Below are 24,259 nucleotides of genomic sequence, written 5' to 3'. Positions count from 1 at the left end.
CCTCTTCGGGAGGGAGCACGATCAACGGGCCATTTTCTTGGCCTGTTCCTCGGCCTGATCCACGGACCCGACGTAGAGGAAGGCACCTTCAGGGAGGTGATCCCACTTGCCTTCGCAGATCTCGCGGAAGCTCTTGATCGTGTCGGGCAGCTTGGTGTACTGGCCTTCCTTGTTGGTGAAGACTTCGGCCACGAAGAACGGCTGGGACATGAATCGCTCGATCCGTCGGGCGCGGTGGACGATGAGCTTGTCCTCTTCGGACAATTCGTCGACACCCAGGATGGCGATGATGTCCTTGAGTTCCTTGTAGCGCTGGAGGATGGTCTGGACACGCCGAGCGACGTCGTAATGCTCCTGGCCGACATACTGAGGGTCGAGGATTCGCGAGGACGACCCGAGGGGGTCGACCGCGGGGAAGATCCCCTTCTCGGCGATCGAGCGCTGGAGGACGATGAAGGCGTCGAGGAAGCCGAAGGTGGTGGCCGGGGCCGGGTCGGTCAGGTCGTCAGCGGGGACATAGACGGCCTGCACCGAGGTGATGGCACCGTTGTTGGTCGAGGTGATTCGCTCCTGAAGGCCGCCCATCTCGGTGGCCAAGGTCGGCTGGTAGCCCACGTTGGACGGCATCCGGCCGAGGAGTGCCGAGACCTCGGATCCGGCCTGGCTGAACCGGAAGATGTTGTCGATGAACAGGAGGGTGTCGGCCCCGGTCGAGTCGCGGAACCACTCGGCATTGGTCAGGGCCGAGAGGGCCACGCGGAGTCGGGCGCCGGGCGGCTCGTTCATCTGGCCGAAGAACATGACCGTCGAGTCGAGGACGCTCCTGCCCGTGGACCCGATCTTGGTCTCTTGCATTTCGAGCCAGAGGTCGTTCCCCTCGCGAGTCCGCTCGCCTACCCCGGCGAAGACTGAATAGCCGCTGTGGACCTTGGCGATTCGGGCAATCAGCTCGGTCAAGATCACCGTCTTGCCCAGGCCGGCCCCGCCGAAGAGGCCGATCTTGCCACCTCGGACGAATGGGGTCAGTAGGTCGATGACCTTGATCCCGGTCTCGAAGACCTCAGTCTTGGGAGAAAGGCTATCGAAGAGGGGCGGGTCGCGGTGGATCGGCCAGTGGTCGCTGGCCGGGACCGGGCCTCGGCCGTCGATCGGCTCGCCCAGGAGGTTGAAGACGCGACCGAGGGTTTCCTTGCCCACGGGAACGGTCACCGGGCCGCCGGTGTCGGTGACGGTCATCCCACGAACCAGGCCGTCGGTCGAACCCAGTGCGACGCAGCGGACGCGGTTCCCGCCGAGGTGCTGCTGGACCTCGCCCGTCAGGCGGATCTTGACGCCCTTTTCTTCGGTCTCGATGGTCAGAGCATTGAAGATCTCGGGCAGGTGTCCCTCTTCGAATTCGGCGTCAAACGTAGAGCCGATCACCTGGGCGATCTGTCCGGTCGCGGTCGCGGTGGCCATGGGTTTCCTCGCAGATGGACTCAGGACTGAGGACTCAGGTCTGAGTAACGGAATGCTGTTCTGGTGATCGCCCGGTGCGTCCCAGTACTGAGTCCCGAGTCCTCAGTCCTGAGTCTTAGGTCGATTATTCTAGCGCTGCGGCTCCGCCGATAATCTCGGCCAGCTCGCGGGTGATCTGGGCCTGTCGGGCCCGGTTGTAGAGCATGGTCAGACTCTTGACCATGTCGTCGGCGTTCTCGGTCGCACCCCTCATGGCGACCATCCGGGCGATCTGCTCGCTGACGGCGGCGTCGAGGAAGCACTTGAAGAGGCGGACCTTGAACGAGACCGGCACGATTTCTTCGAGGATGCTCTGGGCGTCGGGCACGAACTCATAGGGGACGCGCTCTTTCCTGGGCCCGCCATCCTTCGCGGTCGATGCGGTCGGGGCCGAAGGTTTGACGGCCTGGACGACCTGGGCGGCCGTCATCGGCAGGAGGGTCTCCACCACCGCCTCTTGTCGGGAGGCGTTGAGGAATCGGGTGTACGCCACATCGACCCGATCGATCTCGCCGCGGAGGAACATCCCGATGAAATTGTTGGCCAGGGCCTCAACCTCGTCGAACTGCGGTCGGTCCTCGAACTGGAGGTAGGTCGCGTCGATCGGGATCTGGCGGAAACGGCAGAAGGCGACCCCTCGCTTCCCGGAAACCTCGAGTCGGGAATCGACATGATCGGTGGCGTAATCCTGGAGGGTCCTGGTCGCGACCCGGATCACGTTGCCATTATAACCACCGGCCAGCCCTCGATTGCTGGTCAACATCAGCAGGAGCGAGCGTTTGACCGGCTCGCGGACTTCCAGCAAGGGGTGGGAGACGTCGCCGGCCGAGATCCCGAGATCGGCAACCAGCTCGGCGATCTTCCGCGTGTAGGCTTCCGCCTGGGTGGCTCGATCGAACGCCTTCTTGAATCGCGCGGTGGCGATCAATTCCATCGTCCGCGTGATCTTGCGGATATTCTGCACCGACTTTCGGCGCTTGACGATTGCTCGGGCCTTGGCCATCGGTGGTGTCTCGCCTCGCCGTCAGGTCATCGGGGAACGGGTGCGGGGAAGGGCGGCCGGGCCAGCTCGTGGCCCCGGCCGCCCTCTCCCGAGGGATCGATCAGGCCGACGCGGTCGCCAGGGCGGGGGCCGCTGGGCTTGCCGGGGCGGGCGATCGGTATTGCGACTTGAACTCGGTCAGAGCAGCCTTCAGGCCGGCGACCACCGCGTCTGAGAGCTTCTTCTCCTTCACCAGGAGGTCGCGGACTTCAGACTTCCGCTCCCTCATGAAGGTGAGGAACTGCTCCTCCCATCGCGAAACTTCCTTGATCGGCACGGCGTCGAGGTATCCCTCGGAACCGGCATAGATGCTCATGACCTGGTCGACCACGTCCATTGGCTGGTACTGGGGCTGCTTGAGCAGCTCGACCATCCGATAGCCGCGATCGAGTTGCTGCTGGGTGGCCTTGTCCAGCTCGGTCCCGAGCTGGGCGAACGCCTCCAGTTCGCGGAAGGCGGCGAGGTCGAGGCGGAGACCACCGGCCACCTTCTTCATGGCCGGGATCTGGGCCTTGCCGCCCACTCGGGAGACCGAGATGCCCACGTCGACCGCCGGCCGGACGCCCGCGAAGAACAGGTCGGGCTGCAGGTAAATCTGGCCGTCGGTGATCGAGATCACGTTGGTCGGGATGTAGGCCGAGACCTCACCTTCCAGCGTCTCGATCAGGGGAAGCGCGGTCATCGATCCGCCCGAGGTGGTCGTCTTGACGACCTTGTGGCCCGGGTGGTTGGACAGCTCGTGCTGCGATTCCTCGGCGCCCGGCACCCCGACGTAGACCTTTCCGTTGACCGCCGCACTCTCGGTGATCGTGGCGTCGGCGGGGGTGCTATCGGGGACGATCACGTACTTGTTGGCGAGCTTCGCCGTCCGCTCCAGGAGTCGGGAGTGGGCGTAGAAGACGTCGCCGGGATAGGCCTCGCGGCCCGGCGGCCGGCGGAGCAGGAGGGATAGCTCGCGATAGGCCACGGCCTGCTTGGACAGGTCGTCGTAGACGCAGAGGGTGGCCATCCCCTTCTCGTACATGAAGTACTCGGCCATCGCGGTGCCGGTGTAGGGCGCGAGGTACTGGAGCGGTGCCGGATCGCTGGCGCCGGAGGCGACGACGATGGTATAGTCCATCGCCCCATGCTTCCGGAAGATCTCGACCAGGCTGGCGGTCGTCGATTCCTTCTGGGCGACCGCGACGTAGACGCAGATGACGCCCGTGCCCTTCTGGCTCAGGATCGTGTCGATCGCGATGGCGGTCTTCCCGGTCTTCCGGTCGCCGATGATCAGCTGTCGTTGTCCCCGACCGATCGGGGTCATGGCGTCGATCGCCTTGATTCCGGTCTGCATCGGCTCGTCGACCGGCTGGCGATCGGCGATCCCGGGGGCGGGTGACTCGACCAGCCGAGTATGACTGGAAGCGATCGGCCCCTTGTTGTCGATCGGCTCGCCGAGTGCGTTGACCACCCGGCCGACCATCGCATCGCCGACCGGGACGCGGAGCAGCTGGCCGGTCGCGGTGACGGTCTCCCCCTCGTGGATCTGGGTATATTCGCCCAGGATGATCACGCCGACCGAGGTCTCTTCGAGGTTGAGGGCCAACCCTTTGACGCCGTTGGCGAAGGTGACCATCTCGCCGTTCATCACGCCGGAGAGGCCGTGGACCCGCGCGATGCCGTCACCAACCTCGAGCACCCGACCGACCTCGGTCCGGGTGACCTGGGATTGGAACTGCTCGATCTCACGCTGGATAACTGAAGTGATCTCGTCGGCTCTGAATTTCATGGGTCTTTCTTTCGATGAGTCGGCCGCGGATCGCGTCGAGGCGGGTGCGGACCGAGGCGTCGTAGACTTCATCACCGACCTGGACGACCAGGCCACCGATCAGCGAAGGGGCGACCTCCAGGCTGATCACCGGCGAGGCGTTGATCATGCTGGCCAGCCGGTCGCGGAGGGCGGACTGCTGACCTTCATCGAGGGCAACGGCCGAGCGGACTGTCACCGGCTTGCGGTTGCTCCGCCGATCGAGAGTCGCGCGGGCCTGGCGGGTCACCGAGGTCAGTAGCCCGAGCCGTCCGTGACGGTTCAGGACCCGGAGGAATCGGACCACGGTCGGCAGCGCCCGCCCTTCGAAAGTATCGTTGAGGATCCGATCCTTCTCGACGACCGAGATCGAGGGCGAGGCCAGGATCGTGGCGAATCGAGGCTGCACATCGAGGACGTCGGTCCCGATCTCTTCGAGTTCGAGGACGACGGCCTCGGCCTCCTCGCCGCTGGCGTTCAGGAGGGCCTCGGCATAGTTTCGAGTCAGCTCAGGGGCAACTTCCTCGAAGACGGTGCCGGGGATGAATTCCGCCGAGGCGTCGGGCGATTGAGGGCCGGCGGTCATGCGCTGGCCCCCTGCTGGCCGTTGACGGGTAGCTCACCCAGGGCGACTTCCACGAGTCGCCGGTGGTCGGACTCATTGAGCTCTTTGTTCAGGACCCGGCCCGCGACCGAGACGGCCAGGTCTGCCGTCTTCGACCAGATTTCCATGAGCGCCTGATCGCGGGCGCCGGCGATCTCGCGCTCGGCTCGCTCTCGGGCCGCTTCCGCCTCGGCTTGCGCCTTGCGGATGATCGAATCGGCGGTGACCTGGGCCTCGCGACGAGCCTCGTCGATCAGGGCACGGACTTGATCGGCCGCGTTGGCCAGCTCTCGACGATTCTGGGTCGCCAGGGCCTCGGCCTCATTCCGGGCCCGCTCCGAGTCGAGGAGGACCTGTTCCAGGTGTGCCTCGCGCTCATGGAGCGCCTTCAACAGCGGCTTCCAGGCGAAACGGCCCAGGACGAGCAAAAGGCAGACGAAAACGATGAGGGTGTAGATCGCCAGGGAGGGCTGGACCTCCATGATGTTGGGAGGCGACCCCTCGCCATGGGCTTCGCCGGCCGATTCATGGCCGACTTCGGCGGCCTGGGCTGGGGCATGGTCCTTGTCTTGGCCCATTGCTGTGTGCAGCGGGACGATCAGGACGATCGACAAGGCCGTCAGCCCGAACGCCAGGATCGATTGCCGGAGCATTGGTGATTGACCTCGCGATCCGAAAGGCTCGGGGTGATCCGGGGGATGATCGGTGAAGGCCAATCGGCGGACTCTTGGCCCACCGATCGGCCATCGGGTCCTCACTTGAGGATGAAACCAATGACGATGACCGCGAAGAACGAGACGCCCTCGATCAGAGCGGCCGAGATGATCATGGCCGTCTGGATATTCGCGGCAATCTCGGGCTGGCGAGCCATGCTCTCGACGGCCGAGGCCGTCAGGCGGCCAATCCCCAGTGCGGCACCCACGATCACCAGGCCGATGCCGATCCCATGGAACGAGATCACGGTGTCGGCGACGGCCGTCCCGGTCGCCTCGGCGGGAGCCTGGGCGGAAGCCAGGGCCGTGGTGGCCAGGAGCATAGCGACGACCAAGGCGGCGGACTTCGCGAATTTCATCGGAACCTCGACTCCTGAAGATGCGTCTCTGACGGGTTAAGAAGCGGGGCCGCGAGGGCGGAACCGCCCGGCGGACGACGGCCCGGAGCCGACGCCTCGCATCGAAGAATGCCACCCGACCTGGCGGCGATCGACCCTTCCCGGAGGTGGGAACCGACCGCTTGAGGGATTAATGCGGGTGGGCGGCCGAGCCGATGAACAGCGCGGACAGGAACGTGAAAATGTACGCTTGCAAGAACGCGACGAACAATTCGAGCAGGCTCAACGCAACCACCCCGGCAATGCTCGCGGGAGTGACAACATATTGCATCGCACCGGTCACCGCCAGGATGAATCCGAGGATGACCGCCAGGACGATGTGGCCGGCGAGCATGTTCGCGAAAAGGCGGACGGCCAGCACGAAGTGACGGATCAGGAGCCCGGCCACCTCGATCACAAAGAGGAGCGCCCAGAGTGGCGGCTTGATAATCTTGGGGACGTCGAGCGGCGGGACGATGCCGATCCAGAAACCGACCGGCCCCATCGCCTTGATTCCCGCGATCAGGACCGCGATGAATGTCATTAAAGCCAGGACGATCGTCACGTTGATATTGCCGGTCGGGGAGGCCCCGCCGGGGAACATCCCCAGGAGGTTGTTGAAAAGGACGAAAAAGAAAACCGTCCAGAGGTACGGGAGGAATGCGTCGGCCCCGTGACCGCCGATCGTCGGCCGAGCCACACCATCGCGAATGAACAGGACCATCGCCTCGAACGCGTTCAGGAGCCCCCCCCGAGTGATCGGGTAACGGGCGACGTGGCGTGCCAGCGGGATGATGATGGCGGCGATCAGGATCGCCGCCACCAGCTCCATCACCATGAACCGGGTGAACTGGAACTCGAACACACCCAGGGAGATCTTGGGGAGATGAACATTTCCCCAGGGGAACTCGAGGAATGTGTTGTCCACCACGTGATCGAGCGGACTGTGTTGGTGTTCAGAAGCCATGGGAACGCGATTCCAGGGGATGCCCGCGAATTTCCGACCGAATCCCGACAGAACTTAATGGAGATCGAATCTTGGCTTGCTTATTTCCGGGGGAGAGATGCTTCTTGGGCGATTTTGAGCAATTTTGTGAGGCCTAAAATAAAGCCCAGCACCATTCCGAGAAGCAGGCCAACGGGCTTCGAGCCCAACCGTGCGTCCGCGTAATGACCGACGAGGGCCGGTATGCAGAACATCAGACCGAGTGTGCTGATTCGGGACGCCCACTCGAAGCCCACCGACATTGGCGAGCGAGGAGTGACTTCGGGCACAAGTAACTCCCATCCGTCGTATCCGGTGTGAGGACCGGATCGATCGGAATTCGATTTTGACTTGGCACGCGAACCGCATCGCACGACACTTCGATTCTGCGTTCGAGAGACACAGTCTACACGGGCCTCAAGGCAAGTCAACACCCCAGGCGGCTATTCGAGAAAAATTTCACGAAGTCGGAAGCAGTCGCGTTAACCTCGGTTGTGGAAGGAGCATTGAGTCGATCGGTCCAACGGCAAGTGGACGTAGTGTCAGGCATTGGGTGTCCGCAAACGGACACAATCTGTACATTTTTGTTGACGAAGATCGACGAGTTTGTTATGAACTAAGCAGCAATGTTCCACGTCGATGACGAGCCGGTTAAGCCAGTGTGGGGACCAGGCATGACGTCGCAAACTTGGACTTCATTCGATCTTCCAGCGGGCGGCTCTTGACCGATCTTCGGTCGGGATGGCCGCCCTTCTTGTTTGCCGGTCTACGCGTCGTCTCGCAGGTTTGAGAGCCGGTCCGAAAGTGTGATTTCAGTCCGGGCGACAGGGAGTTGCTCGGATCGGCCCACTCACGGATGAACCTCGCGTTCCTTGTCCCATCCTTTCATCGAATTAACATGAATCGGGTGGAGACGGAGTGGCCCCGTATGACCGTCGATTCTCTCAAGGACTGCAATAAAAAAGTACTGGCGCGGATGGCCAAAGAGCAAGGCATCGTCGGCTGGCATGCGATGCGTAAGGATCAACTGATCCGGGCATTGACGCCTCCGGCGACGACGCTCAAAAAGGATCCCGCGAAACTCTCGCCCGAGAAACTCCCCCAGAACCTCTCCGCCAAACGGCCAACCCCCGCTCCAACCACGGCACGAATCCTCCCGGTCAGCCCTCCTCGGCCTCTCGAACACGCCTGCGTCAAGGACCGGATCATCGCCATGGTCCGCGACCCTTACTGGCTCCATGCCTACTGGGAGCTGAGTCGTTCGACCCTGGCGAGGGCCCAGGCTGCCCTGGGACAGGACTGGCATACGGCCCGCCCCGTCCTCCGACTCGTCGACGTCACGAGCGAAGACACGACGTCCGCTTCCGAGCGACACATCCGGGACATCGAGATCCACGGTGGCGTCAATAATTGGTATATCGACGTCGTCAATCCCCCCCGATCCTACCGGATTGATATTGGCTACCTGGCCCGTCGGGGAAAGTTCTTCGTCCTGGCCCGATCCAACGTCGTGAGCACTCCCAAGGCCGGGGTGTCCGACGTGATGGATGAGAACTGGGCGAGCGTCCAGGACCAGTTCCAGAAGATCTATCATCGCTCGGGTGGGGCGAACGGGGCGGCCAGCTCGCAGGATCTCCGCGAGTTGTTCGAGGAGCGGCTCCGTCGGCCGATGCATGGGCTATCGCTCCAGAGCCTGGGAACCGGTGCCCTTCACGGGCTGTCCAATGGTTTCCACTTCGAAATCGATGCCGAGCTGATCGTTTACGGCGCTACCGAGCCCAATGCCAAGGTCACCCTCCAGGGGGAGCCGGTCCAGCTTCGGCCCGATGGCACTTTTACCGTCAGATTCAGCCTGCCAGATTCCCGGCAGATCATTCCTGCGGTTGCTGCCAGCCCCGATGGTGTCGAAGAGAGGACCATCGTCCTGGCCGTCGAGCGGAATACCAAGGAACTCGAGCCGATGATCCACGACGGCAACGAGCTTTGACTCGCTGATCCGATCGCACTCGGGTCCAACGCCGCGAGAGACTGTTCCGATCGCCGGAGCAGTCTCTCGCGGCGTTCCCCATTGTCGGATCGGTCGGGTCGCGTAAACTTGAAAGTCGGTTCGGCTTCGCCATTCCGAGCGACCGGATCGCGCTTTCGGGTATCAGGTTCGCGAATGGTCTCCCGGGGAGGCCTGGTTGCCCGAGTGAACGACCTTAACGGCAAGGGAGACACTCCTTGAGCAAGGATATCACCGCGATCGTCCAGGGCTGGGATCACGACCCGGACCAGTTCCAGGTCCGGATCGTTGCCGGGGATGACGGTCGCGACAAGCTGCAGATGAGGGTCGACCTCGGCCTGATCCAGATGGAATTGTCCGGCCGACCCGACGGGCTCCGCCCGCACGGTTTCGACTCGCTCCTGGACTTCCATGAGGCCAAATCCCATGAGGTTGGCTCGATCGAGGATTATCGGCTCGATTCCGACGATTGCGGAGCCTTGATGCGCGAGGGCGTTCAGTTCTACCACCGCTACCTCGCCGCTTTTCATCTCGGTCGATTCGATCTCGTGGCTCGCGACACTTCGCGAAATCTCCGGCTCTTTGCCTTCGTCGTCAAGCATGCCACAGATCGTCGCGACAAGGTCGAATTCGACCGCTACCGGCCCTATGTCACGATGATGAGGGCTCGGGCACTTAGTGCGGCCGCGATCGAGCTTGGCGAGCACGCCGTGGCCCTCAAGGCCGTCGACGAAGGGATTGAAGGCATCCGCGCCTTTCTCCGCGAGTATGACGAGAACGAGGATCAGATCGAATGCCGGGAACTCGGACGGCTGATTCGCCTCCGTCGTGAGATAGAGCAAGCGAAACCGGTCGGGCCGGTCGACCGCCTGATCCAGCAACTCGAACTGGCGATCTCCCTCGAAGATTACGAGGAAGCCGCGAGGATTCGCGATCAGATCTCGAGACTTCGCGGGGACTCGTCATCGACCAAGGTGAAGGCGACTCGTCCCACCTGATCGGGCCTGATTTGTAGGCTTCGGCCTTGATGGTCGGCGAGGCCCCGGCTACCATGAGTCCGTCTGGTTTACCCCGGACAAGGTCTTCTGCCATGTTCGATAGGGGCGTACTTTTGGCGAACCAATGAGTACCCGTTGGGAACCAATTCACGGCCGTTCGGCTTGTCCGTTCAGGTCTAAGGTGCCCACTTAAACTGCGGGTTCTCAAAAGCGTTCCAACGGCATTGCGGCGGAAGATTTATCAACAGCCCGCGATCACCTTCGTTCCCTCGAAGGCGATCGCGGGCTGTTCTTTTGAGGATTTCGGCCCGGGGACGAATTGATGGCCAGGTCGTCTCCAAAATCCGCGATCCGTCGAGCCGTGATCGACCGGATCAAGGCCATGGATCCGGAGACTCGCCAAGCTCAGGAATCGGCCCTGGTTCGCCAATTCGAGCGGCTTCCTGGATTTTCCCCGGCAGGCTCGGTCTTGCTTTATGCGTCGGCTTTCGTCGAGGAGTTCGATACCCGGCCCATGCTGCGGGTTGCCTTGGAGCTTGGCAAACGGCTCATCCTCCCCAGAGTGGATCGAGGGGAGAATCGCCTCCGACTGTTCGAGGTAACAGACCTGCAACGGCACCTTGTCCCGGGCGTTCGAGATATTCCCGAGCCCCGCCCGGGCCTCCTGGAGATCGCTCCTGAGGTGGTCGATTGGGTGCTCGTCCCCGGAGTGGCATTTGACCGGCGAGGCTATCGGATCGGGCGTGGGGCCGGCCACTACGACCGGCTCCTGCCGAAGCTCCGAACGGAAGCGCCCCGGTGGTCGTTGATCCTTGGACCTCAGTGGTCCGACCCGCTCCCGATCGAGACCCACGACGAGCCCGTCGATGGGATCGCCGATCCTGACTCGATCTGGGTCATCGAGCCGGGGCGGCTCACTCGCTGATCGTCACCTTGGGCGGGCTCGCGAATCCTTCGAAGGCCGCGGTCATCGCGGGGAGCGAGGTCGCCCCCTCGTGCAGGATCATCCGGTACACGAATCGGATCGACTGTCCCTTGGGTAGCGTGTATTCACCCGAGTTCTTCATGCCGAAGTCGTGGTATCCGAATGGGTTGGCGGCGAACAGCCCATAATCCCGAACGTGCCATGTGGTCGGATATCGGAAGCTATCAGGGTGATTCAGGATGGCAATCCCGACCGTCTGGCCGTCAACCGGCCCGGTGTAGTCGACCCAGGGGGAGGGCTTGCCCCAGGCGTCCTTGTCGGTGATCCCATCGGCGTTGACGATCTTGCCCCCTTTATTACTGGTCACATCCATCGACGTGGCTACGCGGGCCCCGAAGCTCCCCTCCTTGGTATCGCCGAAGACGACGGGGCCGACCGTGGCCTTGAGGGTCACGTCGAAGTCGATGACGCGGGTCGATTTCGTGCTGTAGATCCGGACGACACGCTCATCCTCGCAGACCTTCTTGCCGTCAGGTCCGATCCAGTCGTCGGTCGTCCGGATCAATCCGACTGCGGCACCGCCGACGATGGATCTCGAAGTCTCGCGGATTGTCCCGTGGTTCGGCAATTCGCTCCAGAAGTCGATTTTGTTGACGCTCCCGTGGGTGAACCAGAGCGACCGATGGTGGGGATGGTCCCGCTTCTCACCTTCCACCATCTCCATCGGATAGGCTCGCGTCAAGCGCTTGCCCGTCGGCCCGATCACGGGAAAGTAATAGGGTTTCGGTCCATCGTCCGGGACATAGGTCATTAGTGGTTGGCCGCCCACGACGATCCCGATCTTCTTGCCTTGACCTTCCTCGAAGGCGACACCGGAGGAACTCCGATCGGCCGGGGCTTCGATCAGCTCGAAGGCTCGCTGTCCTCGGGCGGGCAGACGGTCGAGGACGGTCCCGAGATAGAGCTTGCCCTCATCCTTGAAGACGGTGGCGGGTAGAGAGGGGCCTCCGTCAAGGGGCTTGATCGCGTAAGCTGGACCCGCTCCGATCGGCTTTGTCAGCTCGAAGATCAGGGGCGTCTCGCCCAGCTCCTTGCCCGTCCCATCGACCTTGAAGGTCAGGAGTTGGTCGGCCGGTGCAGACCCCATCAGTAACGCCGAAGCGACCAGCGCCCCGATCAAGGTTCTGAACGAACAGATCATCGGATCGACTCCTCCGAGGACGGGACGATTGGGCCAGGATCATCGAGTGATAAACGCGAGCAACGGTGGAATCAAGGACTCAGGCTTTTTCGTTCGCCCGGAATCGGAAGCTTGGCCGCCCTTGTCGGGCGAACAGTGGGTTGCCATGATTGACGACGTTGCCTCTGAATCTCGGTGAACTGTCCGGAAATGGTCGGCCTGTCATGATCGAGGAAGAGTTCGGCATTCCCATCCCTGGCGAGATCCTCCCGGAAGATCGGTGGGCCAGGACGGCCATCAAGCGGCTCCCCCCTGCCGGCCCGCTCGACTTCGAGGCGATCTTCGGGCGAGTGGCTCCAGTGGTTCTCGAGCTGGGCTGCGGCAATGGTCGGTTTACGCTCCAGAGTGCCCTGGCCCGTCCCGAGATCGACCATCTATCCAGTGATATTCTACCCGTAGTGATCCGTTACGCCACCCGGCGAGCGAATCAGAGGGGACTGCGTAACGTCCGGTTCGCGGTGAAGGACGCCCAGACGTTGATGCGGGCGTATGTCTCGACGTCTCGTGTTTCCGAGGTCCACCTCTATCATCCCCAGCCCTATCATGATCCCCGACAGGCCCACCTTCGACTGGTAACGCCCCGATTCCTGGCCGAGGTCCACCGGTCGCTCGGGACGGGCGGCCTTTTCGTGATCCAGACGGACAACCCGGATTACTGGGAGTACATGTGTCGGGTCCTCCCCGTCTTCTTCGCATTCCGCGAACAGGAAGGACCCTGGCCCGACGCCCCCGAAGGGCGAAGTCGGCGCGAGATCCTGGCGAGGAGCCGTGGCCTGAAGATCTTCCGAGGTTCCGGAATCCGGCGAGACGAGATTACCCCGGGAGATGCCCTCCGTCTGGCCGAATCGATGCCGCCGCCCAGCTTTCAAAGTCGCGGGCCCTGGTGCGACCTGGATGCCTGGGAGAGCCGACAAGACGGGCCATCAGGCCGTCACTGATCGGAGTTGCCCGATCCGAATAGCCCGAGGTCGACCGGCTCGTCCGGTGTCATCAGGATCTTCCGGCGGACGCGTGGCATCAACTCGCGGAGGGCATCCCGGTAAAGGCGTCGGATGGTCAGTGGCCTTGACCGGTCGGCCTCGGCCAGCAGTGTCAGGAAGCGGCCAGCCTGGGCTCGGGCCATCTCGGCCGACCTCGATGCACGGGCATTCGCCTCATCGATCCGGGTACCGGCCGAGGCGAGGGTTGCCGGCCGCATGTTTCGAGCCAGGCTTGCGGCCTCGACCAGCTTACGGTCTCGCTCCGACTGGGCCGACTGGGCCTCGGCAAAAGCCGGCTCGACCTCGATCGGCGGGCGGGCATCGGTGAGGTTGATGCCCAGGATCGAGACACCCAGGTCGAGGGCGTCGGCGGAACTGGCCAGGCTCGTCTGAATCTCGCGAGCAATCTCGGAGCGGCCCGATCGAAGCGGTTGATCGATCCCCCGGGTGGCCAGGGCTCGGGTCGCGCTCGCTTCGGTCATCCGGACCAGGAGTCGGTCACGGTCTTCCGATCGGAGAACGAACGAGATGGGGTGCGACACCCGATACTGAACGACTCCCCGGGCCCTGAGGATGTTGAGGTCGCCGGTCAGGTACTCGCCATCGCCGGGGGCATTGAGCGGGCCTGACGTCTCGGGGAGTCCGAACTCCAGGCGACGGACCTCGTCGAGCCTGAGCCTCGTCGACCGATCGATCCCCAATGGCCAAATCCAGTGCGGCCCCGGTCCCCACGGCTCGGGGAGGGTCCGACCCAGCCGGCGGACCACGACCACCTCACCCGGTTCGACCGTGGTCCAGCCGCTCCAGGCGATGAGAATCGTCAGGAACCCAACCAGGAGTGAACCGATTCGCATCCGACTCATGGTTTCGATCCCAGTGGAAGGGCGACCTTGTCGTCCGACGGGGCAGGGGCCGGGGTCAGGAGGTCCTCGGATGGCCCGCGGGTCAGGAGTCGGAGCAGGGGAGAGGCCGAGGAGAGGACCAGCGTGGTCCGGTCATCGAGGAGTGCCCGGTACGTCTCCAGGCTCCGGACGAACTCGTAGAACCGCGGATCGCGCGAGTGGGCGTCGTTGAGGAGCCGGGTCGCCTCGGCCTCGCCTCGCCCTCGGATCGTTTCGGCCTCGGACTCGGCTTTTGCCAGGATCGCGTCCCGTTCGCGATCGGCCTGGCTCTTGAGGACCTGATACCGGGCCTCTCCCTCGGCCCGGAGTCGCTCGGCCACCTGCTTACGCTCGGCGCGGATCAGTTCGAACACGGCGGGTCGGACCTCGACCGGGTGGTTGAACCGGCGGAGCCGGACGTCCAGGACATCGACCCCCAACTCATCCCTGGCCGGACGTGCCACCGCCCCGAGGACCGCGTCGGTCAAGGCGTCGAGCTTCCAGATGGCGGGGTCGGTCGAGGCCAGGCTCGCCAGGTCCCTGCGTCCCAGGGCGTCATTCAAGGCGGCCGAGACTCGTTCGTTGAGTCGAGACTCGGCGGTTTCGAGTGTCCCGGCCGCCGCGACGAACCTCCGGGGGTCGCTCACTCGCCAGGCGACATAACTGGCGACTTCCAGGTTCTTCTTGTCGCCGGTGATCATCTCGCGAGTGGGAGGGTCGAAGACCCGGAGCCGACGGTCGATCGCGATTGAGGACTGCCAGGGCTTCCGGAGATGCAAGCCCGTCTCATCGGGGTCGTCGCCGTAGACTTCGACCGTCCGTCCAAACTCGGTCACCAGGACGAATTCCGTCTCGTCGACGATCACCACCGATCGCCAGGCCAGGAAGGCGACGAGACTGAGGATTCCGAGGGTCATCAGCAATCGTGGCTTGAGTTTCATGGTCGTGGAGGCGTCCGATCCGGACTGGGTCGAGGGTCCGTGAGTGAGGAGCCCGGCAGGGTCAAGGCACGGGCCTGGCCGGGGAAGTCCGGGAGGAATAATTGGCGACGTTCGCCCGGCGAGGGGTCGAGAATGACTTTTTCCTTGCCCGCGAAGCTGGAGATGATCGTTTCACCGAAGAGTCGAAGATCGGTGATGTCAGGGGCCGTCGTCCTCGCGCCCTGGCGTGCCAGGAACGCTTCGGCCTCGCCGGAGGCCCTCAAGGTCCGGGTCGATCGATCGGCCTCGGCCTGCTCGACGAGCGAGATGGCCAGGCCGTCGGCAGAGATCAGGCGGCCCGAGCGGTAAGTCTCTCCCTCGGCCACCCTCCGAAGCTGGTCACTCGCGGCCCTTGAGACCTCCCGAAAGGCGTCGACCACCGCGAGAGGTGGGTGGACGTCCTGGAAGGTGACCCGGTCAATCCTGATGCCAAGTCCCGACTCATCGACCCGAGTTTGGAGGAGATCGGTCGCATTTTGTTCCGCCTCCGAGCGCCCCCCGGTGAGGAGCCCGTCGAGGGGCCGTCGGCCGATCACTTCCCGGATCGCGGATTCGGCCATGATCTGCAGGGCGGACTCCGCGTCGATCGTGCGGAAGGCGAGGGCCCGAAGTGCCTGGGGTCGCGGATCGAGCCGATATTCGGCCGATGCGGCCACCTCGACAAGCTGGCCGTCCCCCGTGATCAGGAGCGACTCGTCTTCGAACCGGGCCGAAGACCCCCGTTGATGCGAGCTTTCCCAGCTGACCGGACCGACGGGGCCGGAAGACCCCGACCGAAAACCGACTTCCACGCTCCGGGCCCGATCCGGCTCCAGGCGAGTTACCTCTTCGAAGGGAGGAGGGAGCCGGAGGTGGAGGCCGGGCTCAAGGACCCCGACGAACCGACCGAATCGGCGAAGGAGCCCGACCTCGCCCGGCTGGATGGCCGACCAGCCCCAGGTCGCATAAGCAGCCAGGGCTCCGAAGAGTCCCGCTCCCAGGAGGAGCCGCCAGCGGAGCAGGAGTTGATGGAAGGCGTGGGCCGGGTCGTAGCGATCATCCCAATGCTCGATCGCGTGGCCGAGTCTTCGGAGAGCCCGGAATGGGCCGCTCGACCGCCAATCGCCGAACCAGAGGAGCCTCATGCTGTTGAGCAGGACCAGGAAAGAGCCCGCCTGATGGAGGATCGCGGCCGGGATCGGGCCGAGGATCCCCAGGAAGGCCGATCCCATCGCCAGGGCGTTCAGGCCGAAGGCGAAAATCAAGATGTTCTGGCGGATGATCGCGACAGTCGCCCGGGAAAGCTTGAGGAGTCCGGGGAGATTCGCCAGTGGTTCTCCCAGGATGACCAGGTCGCCCGCCTCGGCCGCCAGGTCGGAGCCCATCCGGCCCAGGGCGATCCCGACATCGGCCTTGGCCAGGGCAGGGGCGTCATTGATCCCGTCGCCGACCATCGCCACCCGGCGCCCTTCGGCCTGACGGCCTTCCACCCATTTTGCCTTGTCCGTCGGGAGCAGTTCCGACTCGAAGAGCTTGATGTGGACTTTCTTCGCGACCAAGCGAGCGGCCGGGGCCCGGTCGCCGGTCAGCACGGCGACCTCGGTAATCCCCAGGTGCTTCAAATCGTGGACGATATCGTGGGCTTCGGGACGGATGGTGTCCCGAGCCGCGATCAGTCCGACGATCGCACCATCGACCGCGACGATCAGAGGTGTCTCGCCCCTCGCGTCGACCTCGGCGAGGGCCACCTCGGCCGGCCCAAGTGGGATGCCCGCTTCGTTCATCAGCCGGAGGTTGCCGACCAGGACCCGGCGGGAAGTGCCGCTCTCGGTCCGATAGCTTGCCGAAACTCCCGCACCCGCGACCGCCTCGATTTCGTCGGCGGCCAGCGCGGTCAGGCCTCGATCATGGGCCGCTTTCGCCACGAGACCGGCCAGCGGGTGTCGGCTACCCGATTCGGCGATCGCGGCGAGCGTCAAAAGCTCGTCCTCTCCCAGGGTTCCCAGGGCGACGACCCCAGCCAATTCGGGTTGTCCCTTCGTGAGCGTCCCCGTCTTATCGAAGGCGAAGGTGTCGCATCGGGCGAGCCGTTCTAGGGCCGCGCCCCCCTTGATCAGGATCCCGTGGCGGGCCAGCCAGGCCATCGCCGCCAGGACGGCCGCGGGAGTCGCCAGGATCAGGGCACAAGGGCACGCCACCACCAGGACCGCCACCGCCCTCGACCACTTGTCGGGCCAACCGAACGCATAACCCGCCAGGATTGTCGAAAGGGCCACGACCTCGACCACGGGCAAGAAGTACCGGGCATAGCGATCCGCCGTCTTCTCCAGCGGGGCCTTGCGGTGCTGAGCGTCGGCCACCATCCGGAGGACCTGCCCCAGCGTCGATTCGTGCCCGACCCGCTCGGCCCGGACCTCGATCAGGCCGAACTGGTTGACCGTGCCGGTGAAGACTTCATCGCCAGCTCCCTTTTCGACCGGCATCGACTCTCCGGTCAGTGCGGACTGATCGACGCTCGATCGGCCGAGCAAGACCGGCCCATCGACCGGGATCCGTTCGCCGGCCCGGACCAGGACCACATCCCCGGGGATCACTCGATCGACCGCGATCTCCAACTCCGCTCCATCGCGACGGACCCGGGCGGTCCGGGGAGCCTGTTCGAGCAGCCGATGGATCTCGCGCTGGGTCCTGGCGAAGGTGACGGCTTCCAGGACCTCGCCGACCAGGGCGATGAAGACAACCTCGGCCGCCACGAACGGCTGTCCGATGATGATGGCCGCCAGGCACGCCTGGGCCAGCGCGACATCGGCCCCGATTCGACCCTGGACCAGGGCCTCCAGGGCTCCGTAGACGATGCGACCAGCACCCAGGATCGCCGCGAGCCAGACCAGAGAGATTCCCATCGGAGATCGGAACGAATCCCAGCCCAGTCCTCCGAAAACGAGGTCTGCTCCGATCAAGATCCCCAAAACCGCAGTCATCGCGTAGAGCGATCGCTCGTCGTGATGGTGGGGATGGTCCTGATCATGATGATGGTGGTCGTCATGCCCGCCGTCGCCGAAGGCGTGCGACCGGAGGTGGTGCATGTCGGCGGGATGGTATTCCCTGTGCAACGGTCGCCTCGTTCGTTTCGCAAGTCTTTGCTTGGATTCGGCCTGCGGAGGGGAACCTCTTGGCGGGTCCCTGCCCGATCGGAGTTGCAGATCATTCGGTTCGCCCCATGATAGCGGGCGGCCGGTTCATGGATCTAGTGACTCGTCGAACTCTCTCGTCGGGAGATTCTGCGGTCGGAGCCCTCAAAAAGCCCGGCCCGATCTCTCATCGTCATCGCCCGTCCGCCATCAAGGTGGCGACGCAATCTAAGGTTCTCAAGCTCGAAAGTTGGCAAGTTGCGATCACGAGCAGCATGGTGGAAGTCGGCCGGTATCCTGGGAATTCGATAGCTTCCGACCGGTTCATGACTGACCGCGAGTCTCCGACGACCGAGCCATCCCGGGCGATTATGTCCAGTCAATGGATTTCCCGTTTGCTGGATTAGCCGCCCTGGGACTCCCCGAATGACTCGATCGGGAGAGTATTCGAAAACAAAAGGCCCTGGAAAATTCCAGGGTCTTTTGTCGAGGTCGAAATATCTTAAATCTACGAGGTAAAAGTGGAGGATAGGGGATTTGAACCCCTGACCTCTTGCATGCCATGCAAGCGCTCTCCCAGCTGAGCTAATCCCCCTCGCGTGGATTAAAATCTATCATGAGAGGGAGGAGCATGTCAACAGAGGAGTTCAAATTGCGAGTCCTCCAGGGCTACAAACGTTGAGAGCGATGACCAGGACGCACGGAGGATTTGTCGGGAAGAGACGCCCCAGTGCCGGAGGTATGGCCAAAAACTCGGCGATCAAAAACGCCAGGTTCCCGAGGATCAGACGGCAAGTTTCGCCGCGATGTACCAGAGCAAAAATCCTCCGCTGAAGATCACCATGCAAGTCTCGAACGCGCATTCCCGGAATCTTAACTTTGTCATGGTTGGCCCCTTCGAATCTCGGACGAACGCGTCGTGATGTTTGAGCAGTTGATGGGTCGATCGCTCGACTTCATCGAATCTTCTTATTATACCCTGATCGTCGAGTGTAAAAACACGAAGACCACGACGAGAGTCCAGAATGGCCCCTCCTCGGCCTCGCTTGTTCCCTGGCGAGATCGTCCGGGTAGGGCCGATCATGACCGAGCAGGAAATGATGGGTCTGGCCATCGAGAAGGCTCGCGAGGGGATCGCCTCGGGACAGACTCGCTTCGGAGCATTCCTGGACCAAGCGGGTCGTGTCATCGACTTGACTCGCAAGACCGTCTGGTAAGAACCCGATCTGACCGCTCATCCTGAGATTAACTGCTTGAGGATTTCGGCCGACGTCCGTGTGCGAGCCTTTGCCAGTAGTGGAAGCAAGCTAGGATCGTTCGGGCTTATGAATCGATCTGGTCGTCAGGACCTTAGCTGAAGCTCATTCTTCACGGAGGATGCCGACCGAAGAGTTCGCTGGCCCGGAGTGTCCGAGCGGATGCGACCGGGAAAGGCGTAAGAACGTCGAGTCGTCGTCGGGATCTTTCGGGAGCGTGTTTTCTCGGAGGAAGAGTCGCTCGGCACCCAGGATCGGGTAGCCTTCCCAGCTTTCCTGATCGCGGACATTGCCGGAGGCCTTGAGCTGGATCGGTTCCAGGGGCGGCAAAAGCTGGGACTGGACAGTCGAGTCCCAGACCGCGTACGTCCAGGGCCAGATCCATCGCAGGTCGACCATAAGTCGTACGGATTTCCAGGCTTGATCATCGAACTTGAGCTGGTTCCAACCTTCCGAGGCCTGATCGGCCCACTTCCAGGTCTCATCGGTCTGGACCAAAGCCATGTTTTTGCCGCCCGATCCGTCGGTGATCTGGGCGAGGAGACCCGCCGCGGTCTCGAGGTTCTCGTCGAGCCGATCGGGATTGTTATTTCCCTTGACCGCGAGGACGTTCTGCCCTCGCTGGAGCCAGTCGGCGATCTTGAACGAGAAGACGCGTTGCGAATAGTGGCTCGAAGGATCCCCGCCCACCTCGGACCCATTGAGCCAGACGGTGAATGACTCGTCGCAGCTGATGTCGAGACGGGCCTTCTCGGGAATTTCGCCCAGATCGAACACCTTCCGGAAGTAGCGATCACCGGGGGGAGCGACGTGATCATCCCGGCCCGATTCGGCCCAGATCCATCGCCCGAAAATCGTCGAAGGTTGGACCGAAACCTTGTCGAGGCTCGCCAGGCGAGGGGTATTGACGAAGAGATTGTTGAGCAGGAGCAGATCACTGGACGAGGCGGGTGGCGTGGTCTCGAAATGGATCCCGCGGCGGAGATCCGAGAAGACATTGTTCGATAGTTGGGCCCGGATCGGCTCGCGGTCTTCATCCTTTCGATAGCGAAGCCCATCGGTTGCACCCTGGAACCGAGATCCGCGCAACTCCAGCCCTGTCAAGCATCCGGCGATCAGGATCGCCGAGTGGAATGGGCCGACGAATCGGCAAGAATCGATCCGGATCGAATCCGATGTCAGGTTCGGGCGGTCGGGATCGGTGTCGAAATCGATCGCGGCGTCGATCTCGTGCTTGGTCTCGAATCGGACGTTGCGGAGCACCGCAGGCCGGGAAGATTCCCCTGACCATCCGCGGACCACCAGGTCAGCTCGGGTCGCCCCAGAAAGCTCGAGGTCCTCAAGTACCGACCCTCCGGCTCGACCGGATAGCCGGATCAATTCGGGGAGCCGCCCCTCACCATCCAGGACGAACCCGCGGAGGTGGAAGCCTTCGAGCCCGGCAACGTCCAGGAGCGCGCGACCCTTGGCCAGGTCTCGAGGGGCTCGCCAGACGATCGGGGTCGAGGAGTTCGGGGAATCCTCGGCCTGGATCGTCAGATTTGGAGGCGTCCCTTCGACATCAGAGATCTCGATCGCCTCGGTCATGAGACGACCTCTAACGAGGATGCTGTCGCCTGACCTTGCCACGCGGATCGCTTCGGAGAGGGTGGAGAATTTCCGACCAGGACGATCTGGCGATGCGATCGAGAAACTGGCATCGGGAGATCGTCCTGGCCCGGCAACTATCAAATCGTCACGAACGGTATCCGTTGCTCCCGATTCAAACGACGGGTTCGAACGTCCTGGGACCTCCGAAGAATCGCCCAATCCAATCCACCCGAAAGGCCAGAAGGCGGCGGCCGCTAGCAAGAACAGGCCGCAAGCGATGGCCGGGATCCGTCGGGTGAGCCGCTCCTTTCCGGTCCTCCGGGGAGGAAGCTCGACGATTCCGGGTTCGACCGGGATCGGAGCGGGCTTAGCCGAAACGGATTCCGGGACCGGGGTTCGATGCTCGGAAATCGGTCTAGGCGAGGGGATCTGGGCCTCGGAAACCGTTGGAACTTGGTCTGCTGTCTTATGCTGGCTCAAGGGAGCGACCAGCGTACGTACCGAAAGGGGTGGAATCCTCGGTGCGCTCGACTGCTGGCCGGTACCTCGGGCGGCCAGGCTGAGACGGGGCAACTCGGAGGAGCGCGGCGGAGGGATCGGAGAGCTGGTCCAGGGGGTCAGGACCTCGACGACCTCCTGGGGAGTCTGATAGCGATCTGCCGCCTTCTTGGCGAGCATCTTCTCGATGACATGGACCAGCCCCGAGGGTACGTCGGGGCGGATCTCGGCGATCGAGCTCGGCGGCTTCTGGAGATGCCAGGTCAGCTTCTGAGCGATGGTCCCGCCTTCGAAGAGCCCCTTGCCGCTGAGGAGGAAGTAGAACGTGGCCCCGAGCCCGTAGATGTCGGCCCGGATGTCGACCTCGTGGCTGTTGAGCGCCTGTTCGGGGGCCAGATAATCGACGGTACCCAGGAGCATCCGAGCGTCGCGGCCGGTAGTCAGGTCGTCCGTCGATTCATGGAAGATCCGGGCCAGACCCAGGTCGAGCAACTTGACGGTCCCCGCCCGGTCGACCAGGAGGTTGCCCGGCTTCATGTCGCGATGGACCAGTCCACATTCGTGGGCATGCTGGAGCCCATTCGCTGCCTGGCGGATGTAGTGGGCCGCCCGCTCGAACCCCATCGGACCGGCCTTCTGAACGATGAAGTCGAGATCGCCTCCGTCGACATACTCCATGACCAAAAAGTGGATGTTGTTGGCATGATCGACGTCGTAGGCGGCGACGATATTAGGATGGCTGAGCTGAGAGAGGGCCCGGGCCTCTCGGTGGAACCGGCCCAGGAGTTCGCGATCGTCCGCATGCACCTTCGGGAGGATCTTGACCGCCACGAGCCGCTTCATGACCTGGTGCTCGCAGAGGAAGACCGTCGCCATCCCCCCTCGGCCCAGTTGCTCCAGGAGCTTGTATTTGCCAGCGAGGACGAAATTCCGGTAGCGGCCCGCCAGGAGTTGCTCGGCCTGATATTTCGTCAGGAGCCCTTCGAAGACGAATTGCTGGGCGAGTTTGTAAGGTTCCCCCGGGAAGGAGCCCTCGTCCCGCTTCCGATCGAGGAATGCCGCGAGCTGTGACTCGATCAGGAGCTCGCTCTTCCGGATCACCTCGATGAGGGCTTCCGTCGTGTCGATCGCCGGCATCGACTTCCCTTTCTCGGGCCCAGGGGCCCCTCGGGTCTCATTTGTGGAAGCTGAAATGACCCCGAGGAGTTACTTAGGTGAGCGATCTGGGGAGGACTACGATGGGCGTCCCACCCAGAGTGTTGCGGCTATTGCGGACGAATTTTTGCGATCCAGAAAGATCTTACATGAGCAACCGGGTAGGCCGCCAGGTAGGGACTCGGCGGCACTATCCGGTCGTTGGGGGCGGTAGGGAGTTGACTCTGAACGGCGAGGAATTACAATCACTCTCGTGGTTCGACGAAGGGCGCATAGCTCAGTTGGCTAGAGCGCACCCCTGATAAGGGTGAGGTCCGAGGTTCAAATCCTCGTGCGCCCATTCTTCGATCCTCCTCACTCCTCCTCCTCTTCGATTTCCTCTTCTTCTTCCATTTCCTCTTCTTCTTCCTCGTTTTCATCCTCAACTGGTACGTCATCCAGTTTGACGGCGACCGGTTCCGGGGCAATCACCGGTCGCGGAATTGCCGCGCCCAGGCCTGGGGCATCGTCGGGCATTGGCTCCTTCGTCTTCTGGACGAAGTGAGTTCCCTTCCCCTTGGCGGTCAGTTCGGCGGCGCGGGCCTCGGCGGCTTCTTTCTGATTGAATTCGAAGGTTCCGACCGGCTTGAAAGCGTCGTTCAATACCGTCCAGACGATGCGCATCCGGGCCGAGGGCTTGACCGCCTTGACCGCCTTCGCCTTGGGTTTGGCGGGTGCCTTCTTCTTCTTAGGTTTCTTTTCTTCCTCTTCGTCGTCGACCTCCACGGAGTCGACGGCATCTTCTTCCATCGGGTCGAGGGGCTCGGCGGCGTCGTATTGTCGGCGCAACTCGCGCCGGTTCTGGGGTTTCCCTGCCATGCTACCGTCCTCCTCGGGGCGGGCTACTGAGTAGAATCGCGGACGTCGGGGCCCGGTTCGGTCCGGGCTCGACCGATCGCCCATCTTAGTTCAAGACGCTTCGATTGACCAGCGGCCGGCCTGATAGTAGAGCGGCCTCAGGCCGGTCGTGTTTCCGTCGTAAGAATCGTCGACGGGGTAGGATTGGCGGCTCGTGCGAGTTCCAGTCGAATCTGGACGACGAGATTGGCCGGATGGTAGGGCTTGGTCAGGAAATGGTCCACTCCCAGGCCAACCAGTTGGACTTCATGCTTGGGGTCGATCGCCGCGCTACAGATCATTATTTTCTGAAGGGGGTTGGACTGCTTGATCTTCCGGCAGACCTCGACCCCCGAGAAGACCGGCAAGTTGAGGTCGACCAAGAGCAGATCGAACGGGCCTTCTTCAAGGTACTTGCGAACGCCTTCGCCACCGTCGCTCGCCTCGGAGATCACGAATCCTTCGCTCCGGAGGAACTCGCCCACGAGCATCCTCAACACGTCCTCGTCTTCCACGAGGAGCAGCGAGATCCGCCGATCCATCGGCCACCTTCCTTCCCCCAGAGTCGCAAATGCCAAAGCCTCCGCCGGAACGCCAAGGCTGTCCCGGCCCGCCCCCGCGACATGGTATCGAGTTCCGGCCAACGCGCCCACCGGAGTGCGGCAGGATGGCTCTCTCGCGAAGTCTCGGGATGGTACCCAGCGGTGGAGGCTCGATCTCTGGACTGGCCGGTGGTTTCCCCTAAATTGACCGTCGTC

19 protein-coding genes, 2 tRNA genes and 1 other RNA gene are annotated in these 24,259 nt (G+C 63.1%); 7 read left to right on the top strand and 15 right to left on the bottom strand.

Annotated features, from left to right (window positions below):
* Positions 1–21 precede the first annotated feature (21 nt).
* The 7 genes from atpD to atpB form a co-directional block, all read right to left on the bottom strand.
* Positions 22–1,458: a F0F1 ATP synthase subunit beta gene (gene atpD, locus P12x_RS09300; protein WP_435010584.1), complete on the bottom strand. Its 1,437-nt coding sequence runs from the start codon at positions 1,456–1,458 to the stop codon at positions 22–24.
* A 124-nt stretch (positions 1,459–1,582) separates the two neighbouring features.
* Complete coding sequence (gene atpG, locus P12x_RS09295; protein ID WP_435010583.1) at positions 1,583–2,500, bottom strand: ATP synthase F1 subunit gamma; 918 nt, start codon at positions 2,498–2,500, stop codon at positions 1,583–1,585.
* Positions 2,501–2,600: 100 nt separating this feature from the next.
* Complete coding sequence (atpA, locus tag P12x_RS09290) at positions 2,601–4,310, bottom strand: F0F1 ATP synthase subunit alpha (protein ID WP_435010582.1); 1,710 nt, start codon at positions 4,308–4,310, stop codon at positions 2,601–2,603.
* Positions 4,267–4,914, bottom strand: a complete 648-nt coding sequence (gene atpH / locus P12x_RS09285; protein WP_435010581.1) for an ATP synthase F1 subunit delta — start codon at positions 4,912–4,914, stop codon at positions 4,267–4,269. Before atpH ends, atpA begins: the two co-directional genes overlap by 44 nt.
* The gene (gene atpF, locus P12x_RS09280) at positions 4,911–5,585 is read right to left on the bottom strand and encodes a F0F1 ATP synthase subunit B (RefSeq protein ID WP_435010580.1); all 675 of its coding nucleotides are present in this window, start codon (positions 5,583–5,585) and stop codon (positions 4,911–4,913) included. The genes atpH and atpF overlap by 4 nt, the downstream gene beginning before the upstream one ends.
* 101 nt (positions 5,586–5,686) lie before the next feature.
* Complete coding sequence (gene atpE / locus P12x_RS09275) at positions 5,687–6,004, bottom strand: ATP synthase F0 subunit C (RefSeq protein ID WP_435010579.1); 318 nt, start codon at positions 6,002–6,004, stop codon at positions 5,687–5,689.
* 169 nt (positions 6,005–6,173) lie between these two features.
* Entirely contained in the window at positions 6,174–6,989 is an 816-nt protein-coding gene (gene atpB, locus P12x_RS09270) for a F0F1 ATP synthase subunit A (protein ID WP_435010578.1), read from the bottom strand.
* A gap of 946 nt (positions 6,990–7,935) precedes the next feature.
* Between atpB and P12x_RS09265 the strand changes: the two genes are divergently transcribed.
* The 4 genes from P12x_RS09265 to P12x_RS09250 all read left to right on the top strand — a co-directional run bounded on the left by P12x_RS09265 (position 7,936) and on the right by P12x_RS09250 (position 10,935).
* Positions 7,936–8,994, top strand: coding sequence for a DUF4912 domain-containing protein (locus P12x_RS09265; protein ID WP_435010577.1), 1,059 nt, complete (start codon positions 7,936–7,938; stop codon positions 8,992–8,994).
* A gap of 236 nt (positions 8,995–9,230) precedes the next feature.
* Positions 9,231–10,010 carry a UvrB/UvrC motif-containing protein gene (locus tag P12x_RS09260; RefSeq protein WP_435010576.1) on the top strand — a complete coding sequence of 260 codons (780 nt, stop codon included), beginning with the start codon at positions 9,231–9,233 and terminating at the stop codon, positions 10,008–10,010.
* Positions 10,011–10,091: 81 nt separating this feature from the next.
* A non-coding RNA gene (ssrS, locus tag P12x_RS09255) (6S RNA) lies at positions 10,092–10,250 on the top strand.
* Between the two features lie 82 nt (positions 10,251–10,332).
* Positions 10,333–10,935 (top strand): 5-formyltetrahydrofolate cyclo-ligase, encoded by a 603-nt coding sequence (locus P12x_RS09250; protein ID WP_435010575.1) that lies wholly within the window; start codon positions 10,333–10,335, stop codon positions 10,933–10,935.
* Here the strand turns inward: P12x_RS09250 and P12x_RS09245 are convergent.
* Complete coding sequence (locus P12x_RS09245) at positions 10,925–12,136, bottom strand: PmoA family protein (RefSeq protein WP_435010574.1); 1,212 nt, start codon at positions 12,134–12,136, stop codon at positions 10,925–10,927. The genes P12x_RS09250 and P12x_RS09245 overlap by 11 nt on opposite strands.
* A 203-nt stretch (positions 12,137–12,339) precedes the next feature.
* Here P12x_RS09245 and trmB point away from each other — a divergent pair, with 203 nt between their 5' ends.
* Entirely contained in the window at positions 12,340–13,113 is a 774-nt protein-coding gene (trmB, locus tag P12x_RS09240) for a tRNA (guanine(46)-N(7))-methyltransferase TrmB (RefSeq protein ID WP_435010573.1), read from the top strand.
* On the opposite strand, the gene hflK is transcribed toward trmB, so the two are convergent.
* The 4 genes from hflK to P12x_RS09220 all read right to left on the bottom strand — a co-directional run bounded on the left by hflK (position 13,107) and on the right by P12x_RS09220 (position 18,721).
* Positions 13,107–14,018 carry a protease modulator HflK gene (gene hflK, locus P12x_RS09235; RefSeq protein ID WP_435010572.1) on the bottom strand — a complete coding sequence of 304 codons (912 nt, stop codon included), beginning with the start codon at positions 14,016–14,018 and terminating at the stop codon, positions 13,107–13,109. The two genes, trmB and hflK, sit on opposite strands and share 7 nt — an antisense overlap.
* Positions 14,015–14,977, bottom strand: coding sequence for a protease modulator HflC (gene hflC, locus P12x_RS09230; protein WP_435010571.1), 963 nt, complete (start codon positions 14,975–14,977; stop codon positions 14,015–14,017). Before hflC ends, hflK begins: the two co-directional genes overlap by 4 nt.
* The gene (locus P12x_RS09225; protein ID WP_435010570.1) at positions 14,974–18,108 is read right to left on the bottom strand and encodes a cation-translocating P-type ATPase family protein; all 3,135 of its coding nucleotides are present in this window, start codon (positions 18,106–18,108) and stop codon (positions 14,974–14,976) included. The genes hflC and P12x_RS09225 overlap by 4 nt, the downstream gene beginning before the upstream one ends.
* A gap of 540 nt (positions 18,109–18,648) precedes the next feature.
* Positions 18,649–18,721, bottom strand: a tRNA-Ala gene (locus tag P12x_RS09220).
* A 487-nt stretch (positions 18,722–19,208) separates the two neighbouring features.
* Here P12x_RS09220 and P12x_RS09215 point away from each other — a divergent pair.
* On the top strand, positions 19,209–19,343 hold the full coding sequence (locus tag P12x_RS09215; protein WP_435010569.1) for a hypothetical protein: 135 nt from the start codon (positions 19,209–19,211) through the stop codon (positions 19,341–19,343).
* Positions 19,344–19,487: 144 nt separating this feature from the next.
* On the opposite strand, the gene P12x_RS09210 is transcribed toward P12x_RS09215, so the two are convergent.
* Positions 19,488–22,607: a protein kinase domain-containing protein gene (locus P12x_RS09210; RefSeq protein WP_435010568.1), complete on the bottom strand. Its 3,120-nt coding sequence runs from the start codon at positions 22,605–22,607 to the stop codon at positions 19,488–19,490.
* A 284-nt stretch (positions 22,608–22,891) separates the two neighbouring features.
* On the opposite strand from P12x_RS09210, the gene P12x_RS09205 reads away from it, so the two are divergent.
* Positions 22,892–22,965 (top strand) — tRNA-Ile (locus tag P12x_RS09205).
* A gap of 14 nt (positions 22,966–22,979) precedes the next feature.
* Here P12x_RS09205 and P12x_RS09200 read toward each other — a convergent pair.
* Positions 22,980–23,483 carry a hypothetical protein gene (locus P12x_RS09200; protein WP_435010567.1) on the bottom strand — a complete coding sequence of 168 codons (504 nt, stop codon included), beginning with the start codon at positions 23,481–23,483 and terminating at the stop codon, positions 22,980–22,982.
* A 137-nt stretch (positions 23,484–23,620) separates the two neighbouring features.
* Complete coding sequence (locus P12x_RS09195; RefSeq protein WP_435010566.1) at positions 23,621–24,043, bottom strand: response regulator transcription factor; 423 nt, start codon at positions 24,041–24,043, stop codon at positions 23,621–23,623.
* Between the last annotated feature and the right edge of the window lie 216 nt (positions 24,044–24,259).

The sequence above is a fragment of the Tundrisphaera lichenicola genome (assembly GCF_051175385.1).
GTDB lineage: Bacteria > Planctomycetota > Planctomycetia > Isosphaerales > Isosphaeraceae > Tundrisphaera > Tundrisphaera lichenicola.
The sequence above is the reverse complement of the archived record's forward strand: the minus strand, read 5'-3'. Positions and strand labels throughout refer to the sequence as shown.